Here is a 21,143-nt window from a genome sequence, read left to right on the forward strand (position 1 = left end):
AGAAGCTCATTTGGGCGCCATGCGCACGGCCTTGTCGAGGAATTCGTTGGTGTAGAGCGTCGCCGGGTCGTAGGGCTTGTCGATGCCGATCAGCGAGGACACCAGCTCATAGTCGGCCTTCACGCGCTTGTCGTCGAAGGCGCCGAGCGCCACCTTGGTGGTGGTGTCGTCGCGCATCAGCTGTTTGATGCGATTCCACTGGTCGCGCTGGTTGTCGGGCGTGAGGCCGCTCACGCTGGCGGTGAGCGCCTGCAGGCAAGGGTCGAAGCTCTTCACGCAGGCGTCGTAGGCGCGCTGCGTCACGGCCACGAACTTCTTCACCTGCGCCCCATTCTTCGAAAGATAGGCACCGTTCACGATCAGCGAGTTGCCGTACACGTTCATGCCCGCGTCGCGCCATGGCTGAAAGCCCAGGTCGCTGCCGAACTCCCTCGCCTTCAGGTCATGCTCGTTGTAGAAATCGCTGATGATGTCGACCGACTTGCTCTTGAGCGCGGCCACCTTGGCCTGCGGACTCACGTTCACGAACGTGACGCTGGCCGGGTCGAGCCCCACCCTCTTGGCAAACGCTGGCCACATCAGGCGTGCGGCATCGCCAGGAGGATTGCCGATCTTGTGTCCCGAAAAATCCTTCGGCCCGGCAATGCCCGACGACTTGAGCCAGTAAAAGCCTTGCGGGCTGTTCGCGTAGATCACCATCACCGCCTTGATGTCCGCGCCCTTGCCCTTGGCCTGGATGGCAGTGGGCAGATCGGAAATGCCGAGTTCGGCGCCGCCCGTTCCCACGCGTTGCGCCGACACGGCCGAGCCCTTGCCTGCCTCGATGTTCAGGTCGATGCCCGCTTGGCTGTACCAGCCTTGCGACTTGGCGTAGTAGATCGGCGCATGGTCGGCCGTGGGCGTCCAGTTGAGCGTGAGGCTCATGGCATCGGCGGCGAGAGCAACGGGGCTGGCTGCCAGCAGCATCACGATGGAACCGGCGGCCGACAACAGCTTTTTCATGCGGATCACTCCAAAAGAAGGTAAAAACAGGTCCTGCATTTCATATTACCAACTGTTTGGTTGATAGGCAATCGAGACCATGCCTGCCACAAGCCAGAATCAATTCAGCATGCCCTCCTCCACTCCCAAGGCCGCCGCGGCCCCCAGGCGCGAACGCGATCCCGCCTCCGCCAAGCAGGCCCTCATTGCCGCTGCGGTTGCAGAGTTCGCCACCAAGGGCTTCGCGGGTGCGCGCGTCGACGAGATCGCCGCCGCAGCCGGCGTCAACAAGCAGCTCGTCTACCACTATTTCGACAGCAAGCAGGGGCTGTACCTCGTTGCGCTCGAATCTGTCTACGCCGAAATCCGCGAGAAGGAACAGAAGCTTTCGCTGGGCGCGCTCGAACCGATGGAAGCCATGGCACAACTGGTCGCGTTCTCCTTCGACTATCTTGCGGAGCACCCCGAGTTCATCGCCCTCCTGGCCGACGAGAACCGCAACCATGGTGCCCACCTGCGCGAATCGGAGCGGCTTCAGAAGATGCACTCACCGTTCATCGAGATGCTCGAAGCCACGCTGGAGCGCGGCGTGGCCGCAGGTGTTTTTCGTCCCGATTACGACGCGATCAATCTCTACATCTCGATCGCGGGCATTTCGTATTTCTTCTTTTCCAACAACCATACGCTGTCGGCCATCTTCGGCAAGCCGCTCGACTCGCGCGGCGCGCTGCTCAAGCGCCGCAGGCACGTGGTGGAGTTCGCGCTGAACGCGCTGCGGCCTTGATGGCAAAAATTATCAACTAGTTGGTTGACTGGAGTCGATCCGACTCCTATGATCCGCCGCATTGCTTCCTCGACACGGATATAGAGATGACGGCATCCGACGGCGCCCTGGCGCCCATTGCACCCGCGCCCCTCGCGGGCGAGCGCCCCGAATGGCAGCGCTGGGCCGTCGTGATCGCGGTGCATGCAGCAGGCATCGCGCTGTGGGAGATCGCGGTGCGGGTCTTCGCGATCCAGTCTTTCATCCTGCCCGCGCCCTCCAAGGTGCTGGCCACACTCGCCAACCCGAACTACAGCTGGCTCAAGAACACCGGCGTGACCGCCGCCGAGGTGTTCGGCGGCTACGCGCTGGGGCTGGTGCTCGGCATTCTTTGCGCGCTGCTCTTCATCACCAGCCGCCGGCTGATGCTGCTGGTGTTTCCGCTGCTGGTCACGCTCAACATGATTCCCAAGGTGGCGATGGGGCCGCTGGTCATCGTGTGGTTCAGCTACGGCATCGGGCCGAACATCCTCATCACCTTCAGCCTGTGCTTCTTCCCGATATTGCTGACCACCATCCGCGGCCTCAATGAGACCGAACCCGAGCTGCTCGACCTCGTGCGCGCGCTCAAGGGCTCGCGCTGGCAGCTGTTCCGCTACATCCAGCTGCCGGGCTCGCTGCCGTACGTGTTCTCGGGCATGAAGGTCGCGACCATCCTTGCGGTAGCGGGCGCCGTGGTCGGCGAGTTCATTGCCTCCGAGCGCGGCCTGGGCTACCTGATGATCCAGGTCCAGGCATCGCTCGACACGCCCGCGGTCTTCATGGCCGTTCTGCTCATCACGGGCCTGGGCGTTCTGCTCTACCTGCTGGTACTCCTGCTGGAGCGCATCTTCATCACCCAGGACGCAAGAATCCAATGACCGCACGAGTCCTCGACGACCTTCCCTTTCCCGAGCGCTTCGAGACCGAAGCCGCGCTCGAAGACTACCTGGCCACCCCATCGCGCGACCTCGTGCGCGACATGGCACGCATCGATGGCGACCTGATGATCCTCGGCGTCGGCGGCAAGATGGGGCCGACGCTGGCGCGCCTCGCGAAGAACGCCATGCCCGGGCGCCGCGTGATTGCCGTGGCGCGCTTCAGCGAAGCCGGCGTGCGCGAGTCGCTCGAGGCGCACGGCATCGAGACCATCGCCTGCGACCTGCTCGACCGCACGGCCATCGCCGCTTTGCCGCCGTGCGCCAACATCGTGTTCATGGCCGGCCGCAAGTTCGGCGCGGATGCGGACAACCCGCTCACCTGGGCCATGAACACGCATGTGCCGGCCCTGGTGGCGGAGCACTTTCGCGCATCGCGCATCGTGGCTTTCTCGACCGCTTGCGTGTACCCCTTCGTATCCGTGGCAAGCCAGGGTGCGAGTGAGGGCGAGCCGCCCAATCCGCCGGGCGAGTACGCCAACTCCTGCGTCGGCCGCGAGCGCATGTTCGAATACTTCTCGCAGCAGCACGCGACGCCGGGCCGGCTGTTCCGCCTGAGCTACGCCATCGACCTGCGCTACGGTGTGCTGGCCGACGTGGCGCTCAAGGTGTGGCGCGGCGAAGCGGTCGACGTGACGATGGGGCACGTCAACGTCATCTGGCAGGGCGATGCGAATTCGCAGGCGCTGCGCTGCCTTGCGGAGGCGACGGTGCCGACATCGCCGCTCAACGTGAGCGGGCCCGAGACCACGTCGATCCGCTGGCTCACGGAAGAGTTCGCGCGCCGGTTCGGCAAGCCCGCGGCGATCACCGGTCAGGAAGCACCGACGGCCTGGCTCATGAACACCGGCGAGGCGGAGCGCCTCTTCGGCTATCCGCGCGTGCCGCTCGCCCAGCAGATCCGCTGGGTCGCCGACTGGATCTCGCGCGAGCAGCGCCAGTACGGCAAGCCGACCAAGTTCGAATCCCGCGACGGAAAGTACTGACGCCGTGACCACGCCCGCTGTCGAGACGCTCGCGCCGATCACCCCGGCCGTCGCGCCGATGCTCGACGCGCTGGTCGCCGCCAGCGGCTGGAACCAGACCTTGCGCGACTGGCAGCTGTTCGAGCGGCTCGGCAGCATCCACGTGATCCGCGACGCGCAGGGCACGGTAGTCGCGAGCGGCGCCGTGCTGCCGATGGAGAAGGTGGCCTGGATCAGCATGATCCTCGTGATGCCCGCCGCACGCGGGCGGGGGCTGGGCCGCGCAATGTTCGCGCGCTGCCTGCAGCAGGTGAAGGAAGCCGGCCTTACCGCCATGCTCGACGCCACGCCGCAAGGCGAGCCGCTCTATGCCGGATTCGGCTTCAGCCCGTTGTGGCGGCTCACGCGCTGGCAGCGGGAAGCGGGCACCGAAGCAGCCGCAGCCCGGCCTGTCGACAAGCCATCCATCGGCGGACTCGCCGCGCTCGATGCGCAGGCCCTTGGCGTCGCCCGCCCGGCGGTGCTCGCCGACCTGCTCGAACGCGAAGGCAGCTGCTGCGTGCGCAACGGCCTGGCCTTCGGCCTGGTTCGCACAGGCCGCGCGGCCCACCAGATCGGACCGCTGCTGTCGGCCCACGAACAGACCGCCGCGGCGCTGCTGCCGAGCACCGTCGGCAACCTGTCCGGGCGCATCTGCATCGATGTTCCCGACGACCGCCCTGCCATGGCGCAGGCACTGCGCCGGGCGGGTTTTGCGCCGCAGCGCGGTTTCGCGCGCATGGCGCTGGCCACACGCGGCGACGCGCCACCGCTCCTCGGCCAGCCCGCCTTCATCCATGCCATCGCCGGGCCCGAATTCGGCTGAGGACCATCCACATGCCATTGAACCGCTCCGACCTGCCCACCGACGTTCTTGCGCTGCTGTCGCAGGGCACGGTGATTCCCGCGCACCCGCTCGCACTCGATGCCTCGCGCCAATTCGACCGCCGGCGCCAGCGCGCGCTGACGCGCTACTACGTGGACGCCGGCGCCGGCGGCCTGGCGGTGGGCGTGCACACCACGCAGTTCAGCATTCGCGAGTGCGGCCTTTACGCAACCGTGCTCGAAGCCGCAATGCAGGACCGCCTCGCATGGAGCGACCGGCCGATGGCGATGATCGCCGGACTCTGCGGCCCCACCGCACAGGCGCGCGGCGAGGCACGCACGGCCGCCTCGCTCGGCTACCACGCAGGGCTCTTGAGCCTGGCCGCGCTGGCGGGCTCGTCGGAAGGCGCGCTCATCGCGCATTGCGAAGCGGTGTCGGAGGAGATTCCGCTGATCGGCTTCTACCTGCAGACCGTGGTCGGCGGCCCGGTCCTGTCGAGCGATTTCTGGCGCCGCTTCGCGCTGATTCCGAACGCGCTGGCCATCAAGGTGGCGCCGTTCAACCGCTACCGCACGATCGACGTGGTGCGTGGCCTGGTGGACGCACGCGCCGAGGAACGCGTGTTTCTCTACACCGGCAACGACGACCACATCGTGCTCGATCTCGCGCTGCCCTTCGCTGCGATGCGCGAGGGCGCGCCGGTCCAGGTGCGCTTTCGCGGTGGTCTGCTCGGCCACTGGTCGGTCTGGACGTCGAGTGCCGTGAAGCAGCTCGCGGCCATCAAGGCCGAACTCGCGGCAAATGGCGGCGTCCTGAGCCCGGGCCTGCTCGCGCTCGATTCGCGCGTGACCGACTGCAATGCCGCCTTCTTCGACGTGGCGAACAATTTCCACGGCTGCATCGCGGGCTGCCATGAAGTGCTGCGCCGCCAGGGCCTGCTCGAAGGCATCTGGTGCCTCGACCCGGCCGAGGGCCTCGGGCCCGGACAGGCCGAGGAAATCGAGCGCGTCTACCGCCAGCACGGCGACCTGGGCGACGACGCGTTCGTGCGCGGCAACCTCTCGCGGTGGCTGGCATGAGCGTTGTGCTGCAAACCCGCAAAGAGGCGCCGCTGATCCGCATGCGGCAGCTGCGCAAGGTCTACCGCAAGCGCAACGAGGAATTCCTGGCCGTTTCCGACGTCACGATGGACGTGCACGACGGCGATCTCGTCTCACTGGTCGGCCCCTCGGGCTGCGGCAAGTCGACACTGCTCAAGATCCTGTCGGGGCTGCACGGCCATGACGGCGGCACGCTCGAGATCGGCGGGCCCGCTGGCCGCGGATTCAATGCGGGCCGGGACGTGGGCATGGTGTTCCAGCAGCCGCTGCTGCTCAAGTGGCGCACCATCCTCGACAACGTGCTGCTGCCCGCCGACATCCTGGGGCTGGAGCGCCGCGCCGCCACCAAGCGCGCGCACGAGCTGCTGGAGATGGTCGGCCTGACCGGCTTTGCCGACAAGTTGCCCTATGAACTCTCGGGCGGCATGCAGCAGCGCGCCGCCATTGCGCGCGCGCTGATCCACGATCCCCGGCTGGTGCTGATGGACGAACCCTTCGGCGCGCTCGACGCCTTGACGCGCGAAAAGATGAACCTCGAAATGCTGCGCATCTGGGAACAGAGCCGCAAGACCTTCATCGTGGTCACGCACAGCATCCAGGAAGCGGTATTCCTGGGCTCGCACTGCGCGGTGCTGACCGCCGGCCCCGCGCGCATGGCCGACTTCTTCCGCATCGACCTGCCGGAGCCGCGCAAGCTGCACGTCAAGACGAGTCCCGAGTTCGGCGAGTACGTGCGCAGGATCTACGACCTGCTCGGCGTGGAGTAGCCCGGCGCCAGCGATCAGCTCATCGCCAGTTGCTGCATCCCCTTGGCGCGCGCCACTTCCATTTCCCGCGGCAGCGTCACCGCGTTCTTCACCGCCAGGATCTCGGCCATCACGCTCACGGCGATCTCGGGCGGCGTCTTGCTGCCGATGTAGATGCCGATGGGGCCGCGCAGCCGCACGAGCGATTCCTCTGTCTGGCCGAAGTGCTCGATCATGCGGCCGCGCCGCGCATCGGCATTGCGGCGCGAGCCGATCGCGCCCACGTAGAAGGCCTCGCTCTGCAGTGCTTCTAGCAGCGCGAGGTCGTCGAGCTTGGGGTCGTGCGTGAGCGCGACCACGCAGCTGCGGCGGTCGGGCTTGAAGGCTAGCACCGCATCGTCGGGCATCTCGGTCGTGATCTCCACGCCGGACAGCGTCCATGCAGTGCGGTACTCGGCGCGCGGATCGCACAGCGTCACGGCAAAGCCGGCGAACTTGGCCATGGTCGCGAGGTATTCGGCCAGCTGGCCGGCGCCGATCAGCAGCATGCGGTATTCGGGGCCGAAGGTGTTGGTGAGCTCGGTGTCGCTCACCTTGAGCGCGTCGGGCGCGGTGGCTTCGGCGAGCCGCACGGCGCCGGTCGCGAGCGTGACGGTGCGCTGCATGAGCCTGCCTTGCTCCAGTTGGGCCACGAGCGTGTCGAGCGAGGCCGCGGCGGGGTCGTATTCGAGCAGCAGCTCCAGCGTGCCGCCGCAGGGCAGCCCGAAGCGGTGCGCCTCGTCGGCCGTGATGCCGTACTTCACGAGCACGGGCGGCGCGCCAACGGGCACCTCTTCGCCGTTGCCGTGCGCATGGCTGTAGCGCGCGATCAGGTCGTCCTCGATGCAGCCGCCGGAGACCGAGCCCACCACCGCGCCATCGTCGGCCAGCGCCATGATCGAGCCGACCGGCCGCGGCGAGGAGCCCCAGGTGCGCACCACGGTCGTGAGCAGCGCGCGCTTGCCGGCCCGCCGCCAGTCGCGCAGCGTACGCAGCACCATGACATCGAGATTTTCCATCGCGTGATCCGTTCCTAGCTGCTGGCGTCGCCCGGTGCGGCGGACGCGTCCTTGTCGTCCTTCTTGCCGAGGCCGATCTTCTTCATGAGGCCGGACATCATGCCGGCCTTTTCTGCGGGCGCCTCGGCCGCTTCCTCAGCCGCGGCGGCAGGCGGAGGGCCGTAGCGGCTCTGCATCTCGGCCTCGAAGCGCTTGAAGAAGTCGTCGGCGGTCGACTTGGCGGCGCCATCGATGAGGCGCTGGCCCAATTGCGCGATCTTGCCGCCGACCTGCGCCTGCACGGTGTAGTCGAGCTCGCAGCCGGCCGCTGCCGGTGCGGCTTCGGCGGCGGCGTCCAGCGGCCGCAGCGTCACGCTGGACGAGCCCTTGGCAAAGCCCGCCACGCCGCCCTGCCCCTCGAAGCTGAGCTTGTAGCCATCGGGCGCCACGATATCCGACAGCGCGACCTTGCCGCTGAACTTGGCCGACACCGGGCCGATCTTGACCGCAAGCGCCACGCTGTACTGGTTGTCGCCCGTGAGTTCGAACTTGTCGCAGCCGGGAATGCACTTCTTGAGCGTCTCGGGATCGTTGAGCGCATCCCAGGCCTGTTGTTGGGTGACGCCGAGGCGGCGGTTGCCGAGCATTTCCATGGTGGTTTCCTTGTTATCCAACGAGTGTCGAAGCAGCACCGTGATCGTCTCGGCCGGAAACACCGTGGAACCGGCTTTGCCGGGCCAACGGTGTTGCCCCCTGCAAGGGGGTTGGCGAAGCGACACGAAGTGCGCGAAGACTGGGGGTGTACGTCATTTTTTCATCAGGGCGGCGAGGCTGCTTGCCAGCTGTTCGAGGGCACTGAGATTGTGGACCGCCAGCATCGCATCCGCATGCCGGTGCAGCACGCCGGCCCCACGCGCCAAAGGGGCGTAGCCCTCGAAGCGCAGCAGCGGGTTGAGCCACAGCAGGCGGCGCGAGTGGCGCTTGAGCCAGAGCAGCTCGCTTTCGAGCAGCGCCGGCTCGCCGGTGTCGAGCCCGTCGCTGATCACCAGCACCAGCGTGCGGCGGCCGGTCAGGCGGCGGGCATGCGCGCGGCGAAGCTCGGCCAGCGAACTGCCGAACCGCGTGCCGCCCGCGAAATCGTCGATGGCCAGACCGGCGGCCGCCAGCATGGCATCGGTGTCGGCCAGCCGGAAGGCCGGCGTGAGATCGGTCAGGCGGGTGCCGAAGGCGAACACGTCGCGCCGCCCCGCCCGCCGCGTCGCCGCGTGCAGAAAGGCCAGCAGCAGCCGCGCATAGCGTTCCATCGAGCCCGACACGTCGACCAGCACCAGCAGCGGCAACGGCTGCTCGCGCCGGGCCAGCCGCGGCAGGCGCAGCAATTCGCCGCCGGTGCGCGCCGCCTCGTGCAGCACGCCGGGCCAATGCATGCGCGCATGCTGGCGGCCGGCGTCGTTGGCCGCGCGCAGCCGGCGCGAAGGCACGGCGGGAATGGGCAGGCTGATGTCGCGCGCGAGCCGTTCCACCAGTTGGTACTCGGACGCGCCAAGCGCATTGAAGTCGGCATGCTGCAGGCGCTGGCGGTCGCTCGATGTCATGGCGGCATCGAACTCGATCTCCTTGTCGGGCTTGGCAATCGCGGCGGGCCGGGCGGGATCGCGCGGCGCAGCGAGGGCCTCGCGCACGCGCGGGCGCCGCTTGGAGGGCTCGGCCTTGCCCTCGGCGCTCGGCAGCATCTGGGCGAGCAGCTTGTTGGCGAGTTCGGGGTCGCGGAACCAGGCGTCGAAGAGTTCGCGGAACACCATGCGGTCCTGCTCGCGGCTGACCATGACGGCTTCCATCGCGGCGCCCAGGTCGAGCTTGTTCTCCACGCCCACCAGCGTCGCCGCCTCGGCGGCCAGTGCAATGCGCATCGCATCGGTGCGAACGCCGGCGCGGCGCAGGGCGCGGCCGAAGGCCGTGATGTTGCCGGCCAGCTTGCCGCTGCGTACGTCGCCGAGTTGCTGGATGCCGGCCATGCGGGCGCCTCGACCTTCGGCCGCGCTCAGGGCGCGACCGGCTCCTCGGGTTTCAGCAGATCGGATGCCAGCTCGCGCGTGAGCGCCGCCACGTCGTCGCGCTGCTTGAACAGGATGCCCGCAGTGTCGACCACCACTTCGGGGTCGAGTTCGACCGTGTCGAGCGCGATCAATGCCCTCGCCCACTCCACGCTTTCGGCGATGCCGGGCGCGCGCTGGAAGGCGTTGACGAAGGGCGCGTCGCGCAGCCGCGCAACGAAGGCGGCCACCTGGGCCGAGAGCTTCTCGCCGGCCTGCGGCACCTGGGCCCGCACGATGGCCAGCTCGCGTTCGCGCTCCGGATAGTCGAGCCAGTGATAAAGGCAGCGCCGCTTGACCGCGTCGTTCAGCTCGCGCGTGCGGTTGCTCGTGAGGATCGTGACCGGCGGCACCACGGCGCGCACGGTGCCGAGCTCGGGAATGCTGACCTGGTACTCGCCCAGGTATTCGAGCAGGAAGGCCTCGAAGGGCTCGTCGGCGCGATCCACTTCGTCGATCAGCAGCACGGCGCCCGGCGCAGGTGTCTGCAGGGCCTGCAGCAGCGGGCGGCGGATCAGGTAGTGCGGCTGGTAGACCTCGGCTTCGACGTCGCGCGCCGCGCCGGTGGCCTCGGCCGCGCGCATGTGCAGCAGTTGCGCCGCGTAGTTCCATTCGTAGAGCGCCTCGCGCTGCTCCAGCCCGTCGTAGCACTGCAGGCGCAGCAGCTCGCGGTTCAGCGCGGTCGACAGCGCCTTGGCCAGTTCGGTCTTGCCGACACCGGGCTCGCCCTCGAGCAGCAGCGGACGCTGCAGCCTGAGCGCGAGGAACACGGCCGTGGCCAGGCGCCGGTCGGCAAAGTAGCCGGCCTGCATCAAGCCTTCGGAAAGGGAGTCGATGGTCGGGAAGATCATGGCGAAGCGTAGCGGAAGACGCGGGGGTGTCGCGCCTTCCGGCCTGCAAGCGGTGGCGGCGCTGTCTGGTTCAGCCCAGCGCCCTGGTGACGGCGCGCTGCGTGAGCACACTGATCAGGTTGGCACGGTAGGCCGCCGAGGCATGCAGGTCGCTGTTGAGTTCGCTCGCGTCGATCTTCACGGCCGCGGCAGCGGCCGCGGTGAAGCTCTTGTTGAGCGCGTCTTCAAGCCCCGCGTGGCGGAACACGCCGTTGCCCGCGCCGGTGATGGCCACGCGCACGCCGCCGTCGAACCGCGCCAGGAACACGCCGACGAGCGGAAAGTTCGATGCCTTCTGGCGCAGCTTCTCGTACACGGCGCGCTTCGGGATCGGAAAGCGGATGGCGGTGATCAGCTCGTCTTCTTCGAGTGCCGTGGTGAAGAGGCCAAGGAAGAAATCGTCCGCCGCGATCTCTCGCTTCGAGGTGATGACCGTCGCACCGGAGCCCAGCACCGCGCTGGGATAGCACGCGGCAGGGTCGTTGTTGGCCACCGAGCCCCCGATGGTGCCCATCGCGCGCACCTGCCGGTCGCCGATGCGCCCGGCCAGGTCGGCCAGCGCGGGGAAGGCCGCTTTCACGTCGGCGTTGTTGGCCACGTCCAGGTGGCGGGACATCGCGCCGATGGTGATCGTGCCGGCGTCCTTCCTGATGCCGGTGAGCTCCTTGATGCCGCCCAGGTCCACGAGCTGCTCGGGCGCCGACAGCCTGAGCTTCATGGAGGCGAGCAGCGTCTGGCCGCCGGCCAGCGGCTTGGCGCCCGCGGCAACGAGCTTGGCCGCATCGGCCACGGTGGCCGGCCGTTCGAGTGTGAAGGCATACATGGTGTGGGTTCCTTCGTTGTTCTAGTGGGAGGCGGCCGCCTGCATCGCTTCCCAGACGCGGCTGGCCGATGCGGGCATGTCGAAGTCCTTGACGCCCAGCGGTGCCAGCGCGTCGAGCACGGCGTTGATCACGGCCGGCGGCGAGCCGATGGCCCCCGCCTCGCCGCAGCCCTTGGTGCCCAGCGGGTTGTGCGTGCACGGCGTGCACACGGTGTCGAGCTTGAACTGCGGAAAGTCGCCTGCCCTGGGCATGGCGTAGTCCATGAAGCTGCCGGTGAGCAGCTGGCCGGTTTCGTTGTCATACACGCAGTTCTCGAGCAGCGCCTGGCCGATGCCCTGCACCAGCCCGCCGTGCACCTGGCCCTCGACGATCATCGGGTTGATGATGGTGCCGAAGTCGTCCACCGCGGTGAAGCGGTCCACGCGCACTTCGCCGGTCTGCTTGTCGACCTCGACCTCGCAGATGTAGGTGCCGCCCGGGAAGGTGAAGTTGGTCGGGTCGTAGAAGGCGGTTTCGTTCAGGCCGGGCTCGAGCTTGTCGAGCGGGTAGTTGTGCGGCACGTAGGCCGTGAGCGCCACCTGGCCGAACGGGATCTTCTTGTCGGTGCCCTTCACCGTGAACTCGCCGTTCGCAAACTCGATGTCGGCATCGCTCGCCTCCATCAGGTGCGCGGCGATCTTCTTGGCCTTGGTCTCGATCTTGTCGAGCGCCTTCATGATGGCGGCGCCGCCCACCGAAATGGAGCGCGAGCCGTAGGTGCCCATGCCGAAGGGCACGCGGCCGGTGTCGCCATGGACCACGTCGACGTTGTCCACCGGAATGCCCAGGCGCGCCGCCACCACTTGCGCAAAGGTGGTTTCGTGCCCCTGGCCATGGCTGTGCGAGCCGGTGAACACCGTCACGCTGCCGGTGGGGTGCACGCGGATCTCGCCGCATTCGAACAGGCCGGCCCGCGCGCCCAGCGCCCCGGCGATGTTCGACGGCGCGATCCCGCAGGCCTCGATGTAGCTCGAGTAGCCGATGCCGCGCAGCTTGCCCGCGGCCTCGCTGGCCGACTTGCGCTGCGCATAGCCATCGACGTCGGCCAGCACGCGGGCCTTGTCCATGCAGGCGTGGAAATCGCCCGTGTCGTACTGCAGCGCCACCGGTGTCTGGTAGGGAAAGGTGGTGATGAAGTTGCGCTTGCGGATCTCGTCCTGGCCCAAGTTCATTTCCCAGGCGCAGCGCGACACCAGGCGCTCGAGCAGGTAGGTGGCCTCGGGCCGGCCCGCGCCTCGGTAGGCATCGACCGGCGCGGTGTTGGTGAACCAGGCATCGACCTCGACGTAGATCTGCGGCGTGGTGTACTGGCCCGCGAGCAGCGTGGCGTAGAGGATGGTCGGCACGGCCGTGGAGAAGGTCGACAGGTAGGCGCCGAGGTTGGCGTCGGTGTGCACCCGCATCGCGAGGAACTTGCCGTCCTTGTCCATCGCCATTTCGGCATGGCTCACATGGTCGCGGCCGTGCGCGTCGGACAGGAAGCACTCCGAACGCTCGGCCGTCCACTTGATGTTGCGGTTGAGCTGCTTGGCGGCCCAGGTCAGGCACACGTCTTCGGCGTAGAGGAAGATCTTGGAGCCGAAGCCGCCGCCCACGTCGGGCGCGATCACGCGCACCTTGTGCTCGGGCAGGCCCAGCACGAAGGCCGTCATCAGCAGGCGCTCGACGTGCGGGTTCTGGTTGGACACATAGAGCGTGTAGTCGTCGGTGCCGCGGCTGTAGCTGCCGATGGCCACGCGCGGCTCGATCGGGTTGGGCACCAGCCGGTTGTTGACGAGGTCGAGCTTTGTCACGTGCGCGGCATTGGCAAACACCGCATCGACCGCCGCCTTGTCGCCCAGCGCCCACTTGTAGCACTGGTTGTCGGGCGCCTCGTCGTGCAGCGTGACTCCGCTGGCCTTCCTGGCGGCATCGGCCACGCTCACGACCGCGGGCAGCACGTCGTAGTCGACCACCACGGCCTCGGCCGCATTCTTGGCCTGCTCGACGGTCTCGGCCACCACCATGGCCACATGGTCGCCCACGTAGCGCACCTTGTTGATCGCGAGGATCGGGTGCATCGGCTCCTTCATGGGGGTGCCGTCGGGGTTGTTGATGAGCCAGCCGCAGGGCAGGCCGCCCATCTTGCCCTCGATGTCCCTGCCGCTGAAGATGCCGACCACGCCGGGCATCTTGAGCGCCTCGGCGGTGTCGACCGACTTGATGGCGGCGTGGGCGTGCGGCGAGCGCACGAAGACCGCATGGCTCTGGTTGGCCAGCGTGATGTCGTCGGTGTAGTTGCCTGCGCCGGTCAGGAAGCGATAGTCTTCCTTGCGCCGCAGCGCTTCGCCGATGTGGGGCAGGTTCGAGAAGTCGGAGGCACCCATGATGTTGCTCCCTTCACGCCGTGGCGGTGGTCTTGACCGGCGTGCCCGAGGCCATGGCCTCGCCGCCCATCTGCACGGCCTTCACGATGTTCTGGTAGCCCGTGCAGCGGCACAGGTTGCCGTCGAGCAGCTCGCGGATCTCCGATTCGCTCGACTTGGGATGGTGGGTGCACAGGTCGATGGCGCTCATGACCATGCCCGGGGTGCAGAAACCGCACTGCAGGCCATGGCATTCCTTGAAGGCCGCCTGCATGGGGTGCATGGTGCCGTCGGGCTGGGCGATGCCCTCGATGGTGGTGATTTGCGCACCGGCCGCCTGCCCGACCAGGATGTTGCACGACTTCACCGCGCGCCCGTTCATGTGAACGGTGCATGCGCCGCACTGGGCGGTGTCGCAGCCGACATGGGTGCCGGTCAGGTGGAGATGCTCGCGGATGGCGTGCACCAGGAAGGTATTGGGGGGTGCGTCGACCGTGGCCGGTCGGCCGTTGACCGTGAAAGCTACCTGCATTTGGCTGTCTCCGTTGAAGGTGATGGCTGGTTCAGCGAAAGGCATCTTGGATGCCGGCCCGGTGCACTATCCTAGGCAAAACCCTTGCCGCTTGCGCAGCGCGTACGAAATTCTCAAAATGAAACAGCTTGCGGCCCGGCAAGTCTGGGAAAAACCGCCCCACCCGAGCGAACCGACCCGATGTCCGCCTCCATCGTTGCGCCCCTGCCCGAACGTTCCGCCGCCATTGCGCAGGCCCGCCGGGAGCTGATCCACGGCGAAGCCCCCCGCTTGCGGGGTGCGGTGCGCATCGAGCCATGGATCCTGCGTTCCTGGGAGCGCTGCCTGGAGGCGGGGCGGCAGCCGCAGCAACGGATCAGCTTCGAGCCGGTGTCCCAGTCGGCCGAACGCGACGCGGCCGAGCGCAACCGCGCGCTGGTGTCGGCGGCCCGGCCGGTGATCGAGCGGCTGTCCCGCGCCATCGCCGACACCCGTTATTTCGCCGTCCTGACCGATGCCGACGGCATCGTGATCGACGTCGGCCCGCTGCCCGACGGCACCGACACCGCCAGCCGCTACGCCCGCAACATCGCCCGCGTGGGCGTCGACCTGTCGGAGCGCGCGGTCGGCACCAGCGCGATCAGCACCGCGCTGGCCGAGCAGGAATCGGTGTGGCTGCACCGCGGCGAGCACTTCTTCGAGGACACCAGCATCTACAGCTGCGCCGGGGCGCCGCTCTTCGGCCCCCGGGGCGACTGCATCGGCATGCTCGACCTGACCGGCGTGCAGGCGGTGGAGCGGCCGGAGCTGCGGCACCTGGCCACGCTGTCGGCGCGCAGCATCGAGAACATGCTGGTGCTGAACCAGCCCTGCGAGCTGCGGCTGCACCTCTCGTGGCCGGGCTGCCCGCGCGGCGAGGCCACCGACGGGCTGCTGTGCATCGACGCCGACGGCACCGTGGCGGGCGCCAATGCCGCGGCGCGCCAGATGCTGCACGAGCCGCTGGCGCGCAGCCATGCGCTGCACTGCAACGACCTGTTCGCAATGCCGCTGGACATGCTGTTCGATGCGGCCCGCCGCGGCGACGCCGTGCTCGAGGTGCCGCTGTGGTCCGGCCTGCGCGTGCAGGTCAGGCCCCAGCGCGGCGGCAAGGGCTCGGCCGTCGCGGTGCCCGAGCCCCGGCCGCGGTTGCGCGACGTCGAGGCCGCGCTGATCCGCAAGGCCGTGGCCGACGCCCGCGGCAACGTGGCCGAAGCCGCGCGCACGCTGGGCATCAGCCGCGCCACCGTCTACCGCAAGCTCTGGCGCGGCCGCGCTTCCGGCTCCACGGACTGAAGCCTGTTCAGGCCCCGACCGGCACCTTGTCGAGGAAGCCGGTCACCGACTGCAGCTTGCCGGCATCGAGCCGGGCGAAGTCGGTTCCCTGGATCAGGTCTTCGGCGCCGCTCGGGCCCAGGGTCCACGAGAAGCGCAGGTTGTCGCCGTGCGCCTCGGGCTTGCCGAACAGGTTGAAGCGGAAACCCGGATAGCGCTGGTGCACGGCGCCGATCAGCGCGCCGATCTGCTCGCGGCCGCTGGCCTGCGCGAGCGGGTCGGCATAGTGCGCGTCGGCCGTCCAGCCGGCTTCGATCAGCTGGGCGCGGCGCGCGGCATCGGTTTCGTTCCAGGCAGCGATGTAGCGTTGGGCAATGGCGGCGGCGTCGTGTGCGGCGGTGTTCATGATGACCATTTCCTTTCGAGGGTTCGGCCCGCAACATCGCGGGGTGAAGGAATGGTCGCGCCGGCCGCGCGCGGCGTCGATGACCTCGCAGGTCATGCAACGATGCGCGGCGGCATACGCCGCTCAGTTCGACAGCGCGTTGGGAAAGAACAGCTGCTCGCCGCCGATCTTGTAGGCTGCGATGCTCTGCTGCCCGGCCGGCGAGATCACCCAGTCGACGAACTTCTGCGCGCCCCGGCTGTTGAGCGAAGGGAATTTCGCCGGGCTCACCACCATCACGCCGTACTGGTTGAAAAGGCGCTTGTCGCCCTCGACCAGCACCGCCAGCCCGGCGCGGTTCTTGAAGCTGAGCCAGGTGCCGCGGTCGGCCAGCACATAGGCGCCGGACGAGGCCGCGATGTTCAGCGCCGGCCCCATGCCGCAGCCGCATTCCTTGTAGCCCGTGCCCTTGCGCTCGTTGGGCACCGGCTGCCCCGCCTGGGCCACGCCGGTCTGCGTCCAGAGGCGGCGCTCGGCCGCGTCGGTGCCGCTCTTGTCGCCGCGCGACACGAAAGGCGCGTTGGCGGCCGCGATCTTCTTCAGCGCAGCGGCGATGTCGCCCCCCTTCGCGCCCACCGGGTCGGCCTGCGGGCCCACCAGCACGAAGTCGTTGTACATCACCGGATAGCGCCTGTCACTGAAGCCCTCGGCCACGAACTTCTCCTCGGCCGCGGTGTCGTGCACGAACAGCACGTCGGCATCGCCGCGCTTGGCCATGTCGATGGCCTGGCCGGTGCCCACCGCCACCACCTTGACGTCGATGTCGCTCGCCTTCTTGAAAGCCGGCAGCAGGTGCGAGAACAGGCCCGACTGCTCGGTGGACGTGGTCGAGGCCATGGTGATGGTCTCTGCGCGCGCGGCACCCGCGGCCAGGAAGAAAACAGCCACGGCCAGCGAGGCGCGAATGCCCGCGCCTGCGCGGCGCGGCTTGAGGAACAGGTTCATGCCAACTCTCCTTTGACGAACAGGCGGGCCTCTTCCGGCAGGGGCCCATGGAAGAAATCGTGGACGGGCAGGTCGGCCAGCACGCGGCCGTGCTCGAGGTAGACCACGCGGCTCGCGAGCCGCTTGACCTGCCCGAGGTTGTGGCTCGCGAACACCAGCGTGCGGCCGGCGGCGGCTTCGGCGATGAGGGTCTCGACCTCGCGCTTGGCGGTCGGGTCGAGGCTGGCCGTGGGCTCGTCGAGCAGCAGCACCGCCGGATGCAGCGCCCAGGCGCGCGCCAGCGCCACCCGCTGCTGCTGGCCGCCCGACAGGGCGCGGGCGTTGCGCTCGGCCAGGTCTTCCAGGCCCACGCGCGCCAGCGCCGGAATCGCGGCGCGGCGGGCATCGCGCCAGCGCATGCCGCGCAGCCACAGCGCCAAGGCCACATTGACCGTCACCGAGGCCCGCAGCATGTGCGGGCGCTGGAACAGCATGGCCTGCTGCCGGCGCGGTGCGGCACTGGTGAAGCTCCCTGCCGCATGCGGCACCAGGCCGTGCAGCAGCCGCAGCAGCGTGGTCTTGCCGCTGCCGTTGGCGCCGATGAGCGCCACGCGCTCGCCGGCCGCGATGCTCAGGGTTGCGCCCTGCAGCGCCGCCACCCGCCCCAGGCGCACGTCGACGCCATGGAGCGCGAAGACGGTGGCGTCCACGCCCGCGGGCTGCGCGTGTTCGTTCACGGGCGCGCCTCCGGCCGCCACCAGGCCGCCATGCCGCCTGCGCCGCCCCCGCCGTCGACCCGCTCGCGCCAGCCCCGCACGGCGGCAATCGCAAGGTTGAGCACCAGCACCACGCCCAGCAGCACGATGCCCAGGGCCAGCGCCAGCGGCAGGTCGCCCTTGCTGGTTTCGAGCGCGATGGCCGTGGTCATCACGCGCGTGAAGCCGTCGATGTTGCCGCCCACCACCATCACCGCGCCCACTTCCGATACCGCGCGGCCAAACGCCGCGATCAGCACCGTGAGCAGCGCGTAGCGCTCGTCCCACACCAGGAGCAGCGCGCGCGCGAGCGGCCCGGCGCCGAGCGAGCTCAGCTGCTCGCCATGCGCGCGCTCGGCGTCCTCGACGGCCTGGCGCGTGAGCGCCGTCACCACCGGCAGCACCAGCACCGTCTGCGCCAGCACCATGGCCTTGAACGAAAACAGCCAGCCCAGGAAGCCGAGCGGGCCCGAGCGCGACAGCAGCAGGTAGATGACCAGCCCGACCACCACCGACGGCAGCGCCAGCAGGGTGTTCAGCAGCGTGAGCAAGCCGGCCCGGCCGCGAAAGCGCGCCACGCCCAGCCAGGCGCCCAGCAGCAGGCCCAGGCCGCAGGCCAGCACGCAGGCGCTGGCGCTGACCGCGAGCGAGCGCCCGACGATGGCCAGCAGCACCGGATCGCCGGACACGAGCAGCTGCCAGGCCGCGATGGCGCTCTGTGCAAAGGTGTTCACGCGGTGGGCTTCATGGGTGGAAGCGCCGCAGTATCGGGGTGTACTTCCAATTACCTATGCAGACCTTTGCATAGGTAGGCCCAACCCCCTCCGGCTCAGACCGGGTCGAGCGGGAAGACCGGCCTGCGCACCTTCGAGAACGGGAACAGGCTGTAGTCCGAACTGGTCACGCCCGGGCTGTCGCATTCGACCAGCGCGGCGGAGAGCGGCTCGAACACCGGGCGGCAGTACATGCGCGACTTGAGCAGCAGGAAGCGTTCCTTGCGCGGATCGAGCCCCACGCATTCGAAGACGCCGATGTCCCAGGGCTCCTGCGTGCGCTCGGTCACCACGATACGTGCCGGCCCGATGTCGAACAGCACCGTGCGGCCCATGCTGCTGCGCTGGCCGGTGTAGGTGGGGCCGGTGATCACGTATTCGCCGTTGCCGACGGTGCGCACCGTGCCGGTCAGCGTCACGGGCTTCTTCGACAGGCCGATGCCTTCGAGCGACACCTTGTTGCCGAGCGCCACCGTCACCTCGGCGCCCTCGCCCGCCGCGATCAGCGCGGCCACCGCCTCGGGGTCGCACAGCGGACCGACGCCGATGCCATCGAGCCCCTGCGCGAGCGCTTCCTGCAGCACGTCCATGGTGTCGCAGCTGCCGCCCGACATGCAGTTGTCGCCATGGTCGAGCAGCAGCACCGGCCGCGTGGCACCGCCGGCGATGGCCTTGGCGCGCGCGATCGACTCGGCCAGCGGCTCGCTGCGGTAGATGAAGGCCTCGCGCTCGTCCCACATCTGGTTGGCGATCCGGTCGGCCGTGGCCTGCGCGCGCTCGGGCGATTCGGCATCGACCACCACCACGCTCATGCAGGGCGCCTCGATGTCCGACAGCGAGAAGCCGGCAAAGATCGACACCGCGAGCGACTCCGACGCTTCGGCCGCGCGCGCCGCCTCGATGGCCCGTCGCATCGCGCCGGTGAACGAGGCGCTGCGCAGCGTGTGCGCCATCAGCGGCAGCGGATGCCAGCGCATCGCGGGCCTGCTGCTTCCTGCGAGCAGGTCGAACAGCAGGCGGCCGGCATGCTCGCCGGTCTCGTACATGTCGATGTGCGGATAGGTCTTGAAGCCGACGATCACGTCGGCATTGCCGACCATCGCGGGCGTGACGTTGGCATGCAGGTCGAGCGCCACGCCGATGGGCACGCCGGGCGCCGCGGCGCGCAGCCGTGCGAGCAGGTCGCCTTCGCCGTCCGCGCTGTTCTGCGCCACCATCGCGCCGTGCAGGTCGAGCAGGATGGCATCGCAACCCGGCGCCGCATCCACGATGCACCGCGTGAGCGTGGTGTAGGCCCCCGCATCGACCGGCCCGCTCGGATTGGCCGAGGCCGACACCGGCGTGACCAGCGTTGCGCCGGCCTGCTCGGCCAGGTCGATGAAGGCGGACATCGCGGTGCGCATGCCCTTGTTGTCCTTGTAGGCCTGCTCTGCGAACGTGGGGCCGTCGGGCCCGAAGGCCGCGAGCGGCGTGGGCACCGGCGAGAAGGTGTTGGTCTCGTGGTTGAGCCGCGCGATCAGCACCCTCATGACGACGCGACTCCCGCGCTTTGCAGCATGGCCTGCAGCAGCACATTGCAGCCGGCCTCCAGGTGGTCGGGCTGCGCGTCCTCGATTTCGTTGTGGCTGATGCCATCGAGGCAGGGCACGAAGATCATCGCCGTGGGGCACACGCGCGCGAGGTACACCGCGTCGTGGCCCGCGCCGCTGATCACGTTCATCCAGGTCATGCCCTGCGCCTCGGCGGCCTCTCGAATGCCCGACACCAGCGTGGGCGTGAAGGGCTGCGGGGGAAAGTAGACGACCTGCTCCACCGTGGCCTCGACCTTGCCCTTGGCGGCGATGCGCTGCACCGCCGCTTTCAGCTCGGCGTCCATGGCCGACAGCACCACGTCGTCCGCCGCGCGCAGGTCGACGCTGAGCTTCACGCGGCCCGGGATCACGTTGCGCGAATTCGGATAGTTGTCGATCCAGCCCACGGTGCCGCGCGCATGCGGCGCATGGGCCAGCGCGATGCGGTTGACCTCGATCACCAGCTCGGAGGCCGCGAGCAGCGCATCCTTGCGCAGCTCCATGGGCGTGGGGCCGGCATGCGCTTCCATGCCCTGCACCACCACGTCGTACCAGCGCTGGCCGAGCGCGCCCTCGACCACGCCGATCACGCGCTCGTTGGCCTCGAGCACCGGCCCCTGCTCGATGTGCGCCTCGAAATACGCGCCCACGGGCGACGCCGCGACCGAGGCCGGCACGCTGCCCGCATAGCCGATGGAAGCCAGCGCCTCGGCCACGCTGATGCCGTCGTTGTCGCGCTGCGCGAGCGCGTGCTCGAGCGTGAAGGCATCGGCGAACACGCCCGAGCCCATCATCACGGGCACGAAGCGCGAGCCCTCCTCGTTGGTCCACACGGCGATTTCCAGCGGCGCCTCGGTGACGACCTTCGCATCGTTCAGGCTGCGGATCACCTCCAGCCCGGCCAGCACGCCATAGTTGCCATCGAACTTGCCGCCCGTGGGCTGGGTGTCGATGTGGCTGCCGGTGACCACCGGCGGGCGCGTGTTGTCGCGGCCGGCGCGGCGCGCAAAGATGTTGCCGATCCGGTCGACGCGCACTTCGCAGCCGGCCTCGCGCGCCCAGCGGGTGAAGAGATCGCGGCCCTGGCGGTCGAGGTCGGTCAGCGCAATGCGGCAGACGCCGCCCTTCTCGGTGGCGCCGAGCTTCGCCAGTTCCATCAGCGAGCTCCAGAGACGGTCGCCGTTGATGCGCAGTTGGGTTGGTGAGTTCATGGCTTTGCAAAAAG

At 68.7% G+C, this 21,143-nt stretch carries 21 protein-coding genes; 7 read left to right on the plus strand and 14 right to left on the minus strand.

Features of this window, described 5'->3' with window-relative positions; genetic code table 11:
* Positions 1-6 precede the first annotated feature (6 nt).
* Positions 7-1,002, minus strand: coding sequence for an ABC transporter substrate-binding protein (locus EJO66_RS00590; protein WP_125964462.1), 996 nt, complete (start codon positions 1,000-1,002; stop codon positions 7-9).
* 109 nt (positions 1,003-1,111) lie between these two features.
* Between EJO66_RS00590 and EJO66_RS00595 the strand changes: the two genes are divergently transcribed.
* The 6 genes from EJO66_RS00595 (at position 1,112) to EJO66_RS00620 (ending at position 6,418) form a co-directional block, all read left to right on the plus strand.
* Positions 1,112-1,765 (plus strand): TetR family transcriptional regulator, encoded by a 654-nt coding sequence (locus EJO66_RS00595; RefSeq protein WP_124956892.1) that lies wholly within the window; start codon positions 1,112-1,114, stop codon positions 1,763-1,765.
* An 86-nt stretch (positions 1,766-1,851) separates the two neighbouring features.
* On the plus strand, positions 1,852-2,664 hold the full coding sequence (locus tag EJO66_RS00600; protein WP_124956894.1) for an ABC transporter permease: 813 nt from the start codon (positions 1,852-1,854) through the stop codon (positions 2,662-2,664).
* Positions 2,661-3,707, plus strand: coding sequence for an NAD-dependent epimerase/dehydratase family protein (locus EJO66_RS00605; protein ID WP_125964463.1), 1,047 nt, complete (start codon positions 2,661-2,663; stop codon positions 3,705-3,707). Before EJO66_RS00600 ends, EJO66_RS00605 begins: the two co-directional genes overlap by 4 nt.
* Positions 3,708-3,711: 4 nt before the next feature.
* Positions 3,712-4,551, plus strand: coding sequence for a GNAT family N-acetyltransferase (locus EJO66_RS00610; RefSeq protein WP_124956898.1), 840 nt, complete (start codon positions 3,712-3,714; stop codon positions 4,549-4,551).
* 11 nt (positions 4,552-4,562) lie between these two features.
* Positions 4,563-5,630 carry a dihydrodipicolinate synthase family protein gene (locus EJO66_RS00615; RefSeq protein ID WP_125964464.1) on the plus strand — a complete coding sequence of 356 codons (1,068 nt, stop codon included), beginning with the start codon at positions 4,563-4,565 and terminating at the stop codon, positions 5,628-5,630.
* Positions 5,627-6,418 carry an ABC transporter ATP-binding protein gene (locus EJO66_RS00620; RefSeq protein WP_125964465.1) on the plus strand — a complete coding sequence of 264 codons (792 nt, stop codon included), beginning with the start codon at positions 5,627-5,629 and terminating at the stop codon, positions 6,416-6,418. Before EJO66_RS00615 ends, EJO66_RS00620 begins: the two co-directional genes overlap by 4 nt.
* A 14-nt stretch (positions 6,419-6,432) precedes the next feature.
* Here EJO66_RS00620 and EJO66_RS00625 read toward each other — a convergent pair whose 3' ends face one another.
* The 7 genes from EJO66_RS00625 to EJO66_RS00655 all read right to left on the minus strand — a co-directional run bounded on the left by EJO66_RS00625 (position 6,433) and on the right by EJO66_RS00655 (position 14,157).
* Positions 6,433-7,455, minus strand: a complete 1,023-nt coding sequence (locus tag EJO66_RS00625; RefSeq protein WP_124956904.1) for an XdhC family protein — start codon at positions 7,453-7,455, stop codon at positions 6,433-6,435.
* Positions 7,456-7,469: 14 nt separating this feature from the next.
* On the minus strand, positions 7,470-8,087 hold the full coding sequence (locus EJO66_RS00630) for an SRPBCC family protein (RefSeq protein WP_125964466.1): 618 nt from the start codon (positions 8,085-8,087) through the stop codon (positions 7,470-7,472).
* A 153-nt stretch (positions 8,088-8,240) separates the two neighbouring features.
* Positions 8,241-9,449 carry a vWA domain-containing protein gene (locus EJO66_RS00635; RefSeq protein WP_125964467.1) on the minus strand — a complete coding sequence of 403 codons (1,209 nt, stop codon included), beginning with the start codon at positions 9,447-9,449 and terminating at the stop codon, positions 8,241-8,243.
* 26 nt (positions 9,450-9,475) lie between these two features.
* A complete protein-coding gene (locus EJO66_RS00640) occupies positions 9,476-10,378 on the minus strand; it encodes an AAA family ATPase (RefSeq protein WP_124956910.1) in 903 nt (300 codons plus the stop codon).
* 70 nt (positions 10,379-10,448) lie between these two features.
* A complete protein-coding gene (locus tag EJO66_RS00645) occupies positions 10,449-11,240 on the minus strand; it encodes an FAD binding domain-containing protein (protein WP_125964468.1) in 792 nt (263 codons plus the stop codon).
* A gap of 21 nt (positions 11,241-11,261) precedes the next feature.
* Positions 11,262-13,646 carry a xanthine dehydrogenase family protein molybdopterin-binding subunit gene (locus tag EJO66_RS00650; RefSeq protein ID WP_124956914.1) on the minus strand — a complete coding sequence of 795 codons (2,385 nt, stop codon included), beginning with the start codon at positions 13,644-13,646 and terminating at the stop codon, positions 11,262-11,264.
* Between the two features lie 13 nt (positions 13,647-13,659).
* Positions 13,660-14,157 carry a (2Fe-2S)-binding protein gene (locus EJO66_RS00655; RefSeq protein WP_124956916.1) on the minus strand — a complete coding sequence of 166 codons (498 nt, stop codon included), beginning with the start codon at positions 14,155-14,157 and terminating at the stop codon, positions 13,660-13,662.
* Between the two features lie 180 nt (positions 14,158-14,337).
* On the opposite strand from EJO66_RS00655, the gene EJO66_RS00660 reads away from it, so the two are divergent.
* Positions 14,338-15,471, plus strand: a complete 1,134-nt coding sequence (locus tag EJO66_RS00660; RefSeq protein ID WP_124956918.1) for a helix-turn-helix domain-containing protein — start codon at positions 14,338-14,340, stop codon at positions 15,469-15,471.
* Between the two features lie 7 nt (positions 15,472-15,478).
* Here the strand turns inward: EJO66_RS00660 and EJO66_RS00665 are convergent, their stop codons facing one another.
* The 6 genes from EJO66_RS00665 to EJO66_RS00690 form a co-directional block, all read right to left on the minus strand.
* Positions 15,479-15,856, minus strand: a complete 378-nt coding sequence (locus EJO66_RS00665) for a nuclear transport factor 2 family protein (protein WP_124956920.1) — start codon at positions 15,854-15,856, stop codon at positions 15,479-15,481.
* 123 nt (positions 15,857-15,979) lie between these two features.
* Entirely contained in the window at positions 15,980-16,840 is an 861-nt protein-coding gene (locus EJO66_RS00670) for an ABC transporter substrate-binding protein (protein ID WP_124956922.1), read from the minus strand.
* Positions 16,837-17,556: an ABC transporter ATP-binding protein gene (locus EJO66_RS00675; protein ID WP_124956924.1), complete on the minus strand. Its 720-nt coding sequence runs from the start codon at positions 17,554-17,556 to the stop codon at positions 16,837-16,839. Before EJO66_RS00675 ends, EJO66_RS00670 begins: the two co-directional genes overlap by 4 nt.
* Complete coding sequence (locus EJO66_RS00680; RefSeq protein WP_124956926.1) at positions 17,553-18,308, minus strand: ABC transporter permease; 756 nt, start codon at positions 18,306-18,308, stop codon at positions 17,553-17,555. The genes EJO66_RS00675 and EJO66_RS00680 overlap by 4 nt, the downstream gene beginning before the upstream one ends.
* A 95-nt stretch (positions 18,309-18,403) precedes the next feature.
* A complete protein-coding gene (locus tag EJO66_RS00685; RefSeq protein WP_124956928.1) occupies positions 18,404-19,876 on the minus strand; it encodes a M81 family metallopeptidase in 1,473 nt (490 codons plus the stop codon).
* Complete coding sequence (locus EJO66_RS00690) at positions 19,873-21,129, minus strand: Zn-dependent hydrolase (protein WP_124956930.1); 1,257 nt, start codon at positions 21,127-21,129, stop codon at positions 19,873-19,875. The genes EJO66_RS00685 and EJO66_RS00690 overlap by 4 nt, the downstream gene beginning before the upstream one ends.
* Positions 21,130-21,143: the final 14 nt, after the last annotated feature.

The sequence above is a fragment of the Variovorax beijingensis genome (genome assembly GCF_003951285.1).
GTDB classification, from domain to species: domain Bacteria; phylum Pseudomonadota; class Gammaproteobacteria; order Burkholderiales; family Burkholderiaceae_C; genus Variovorax; species Variovorax beijingensis.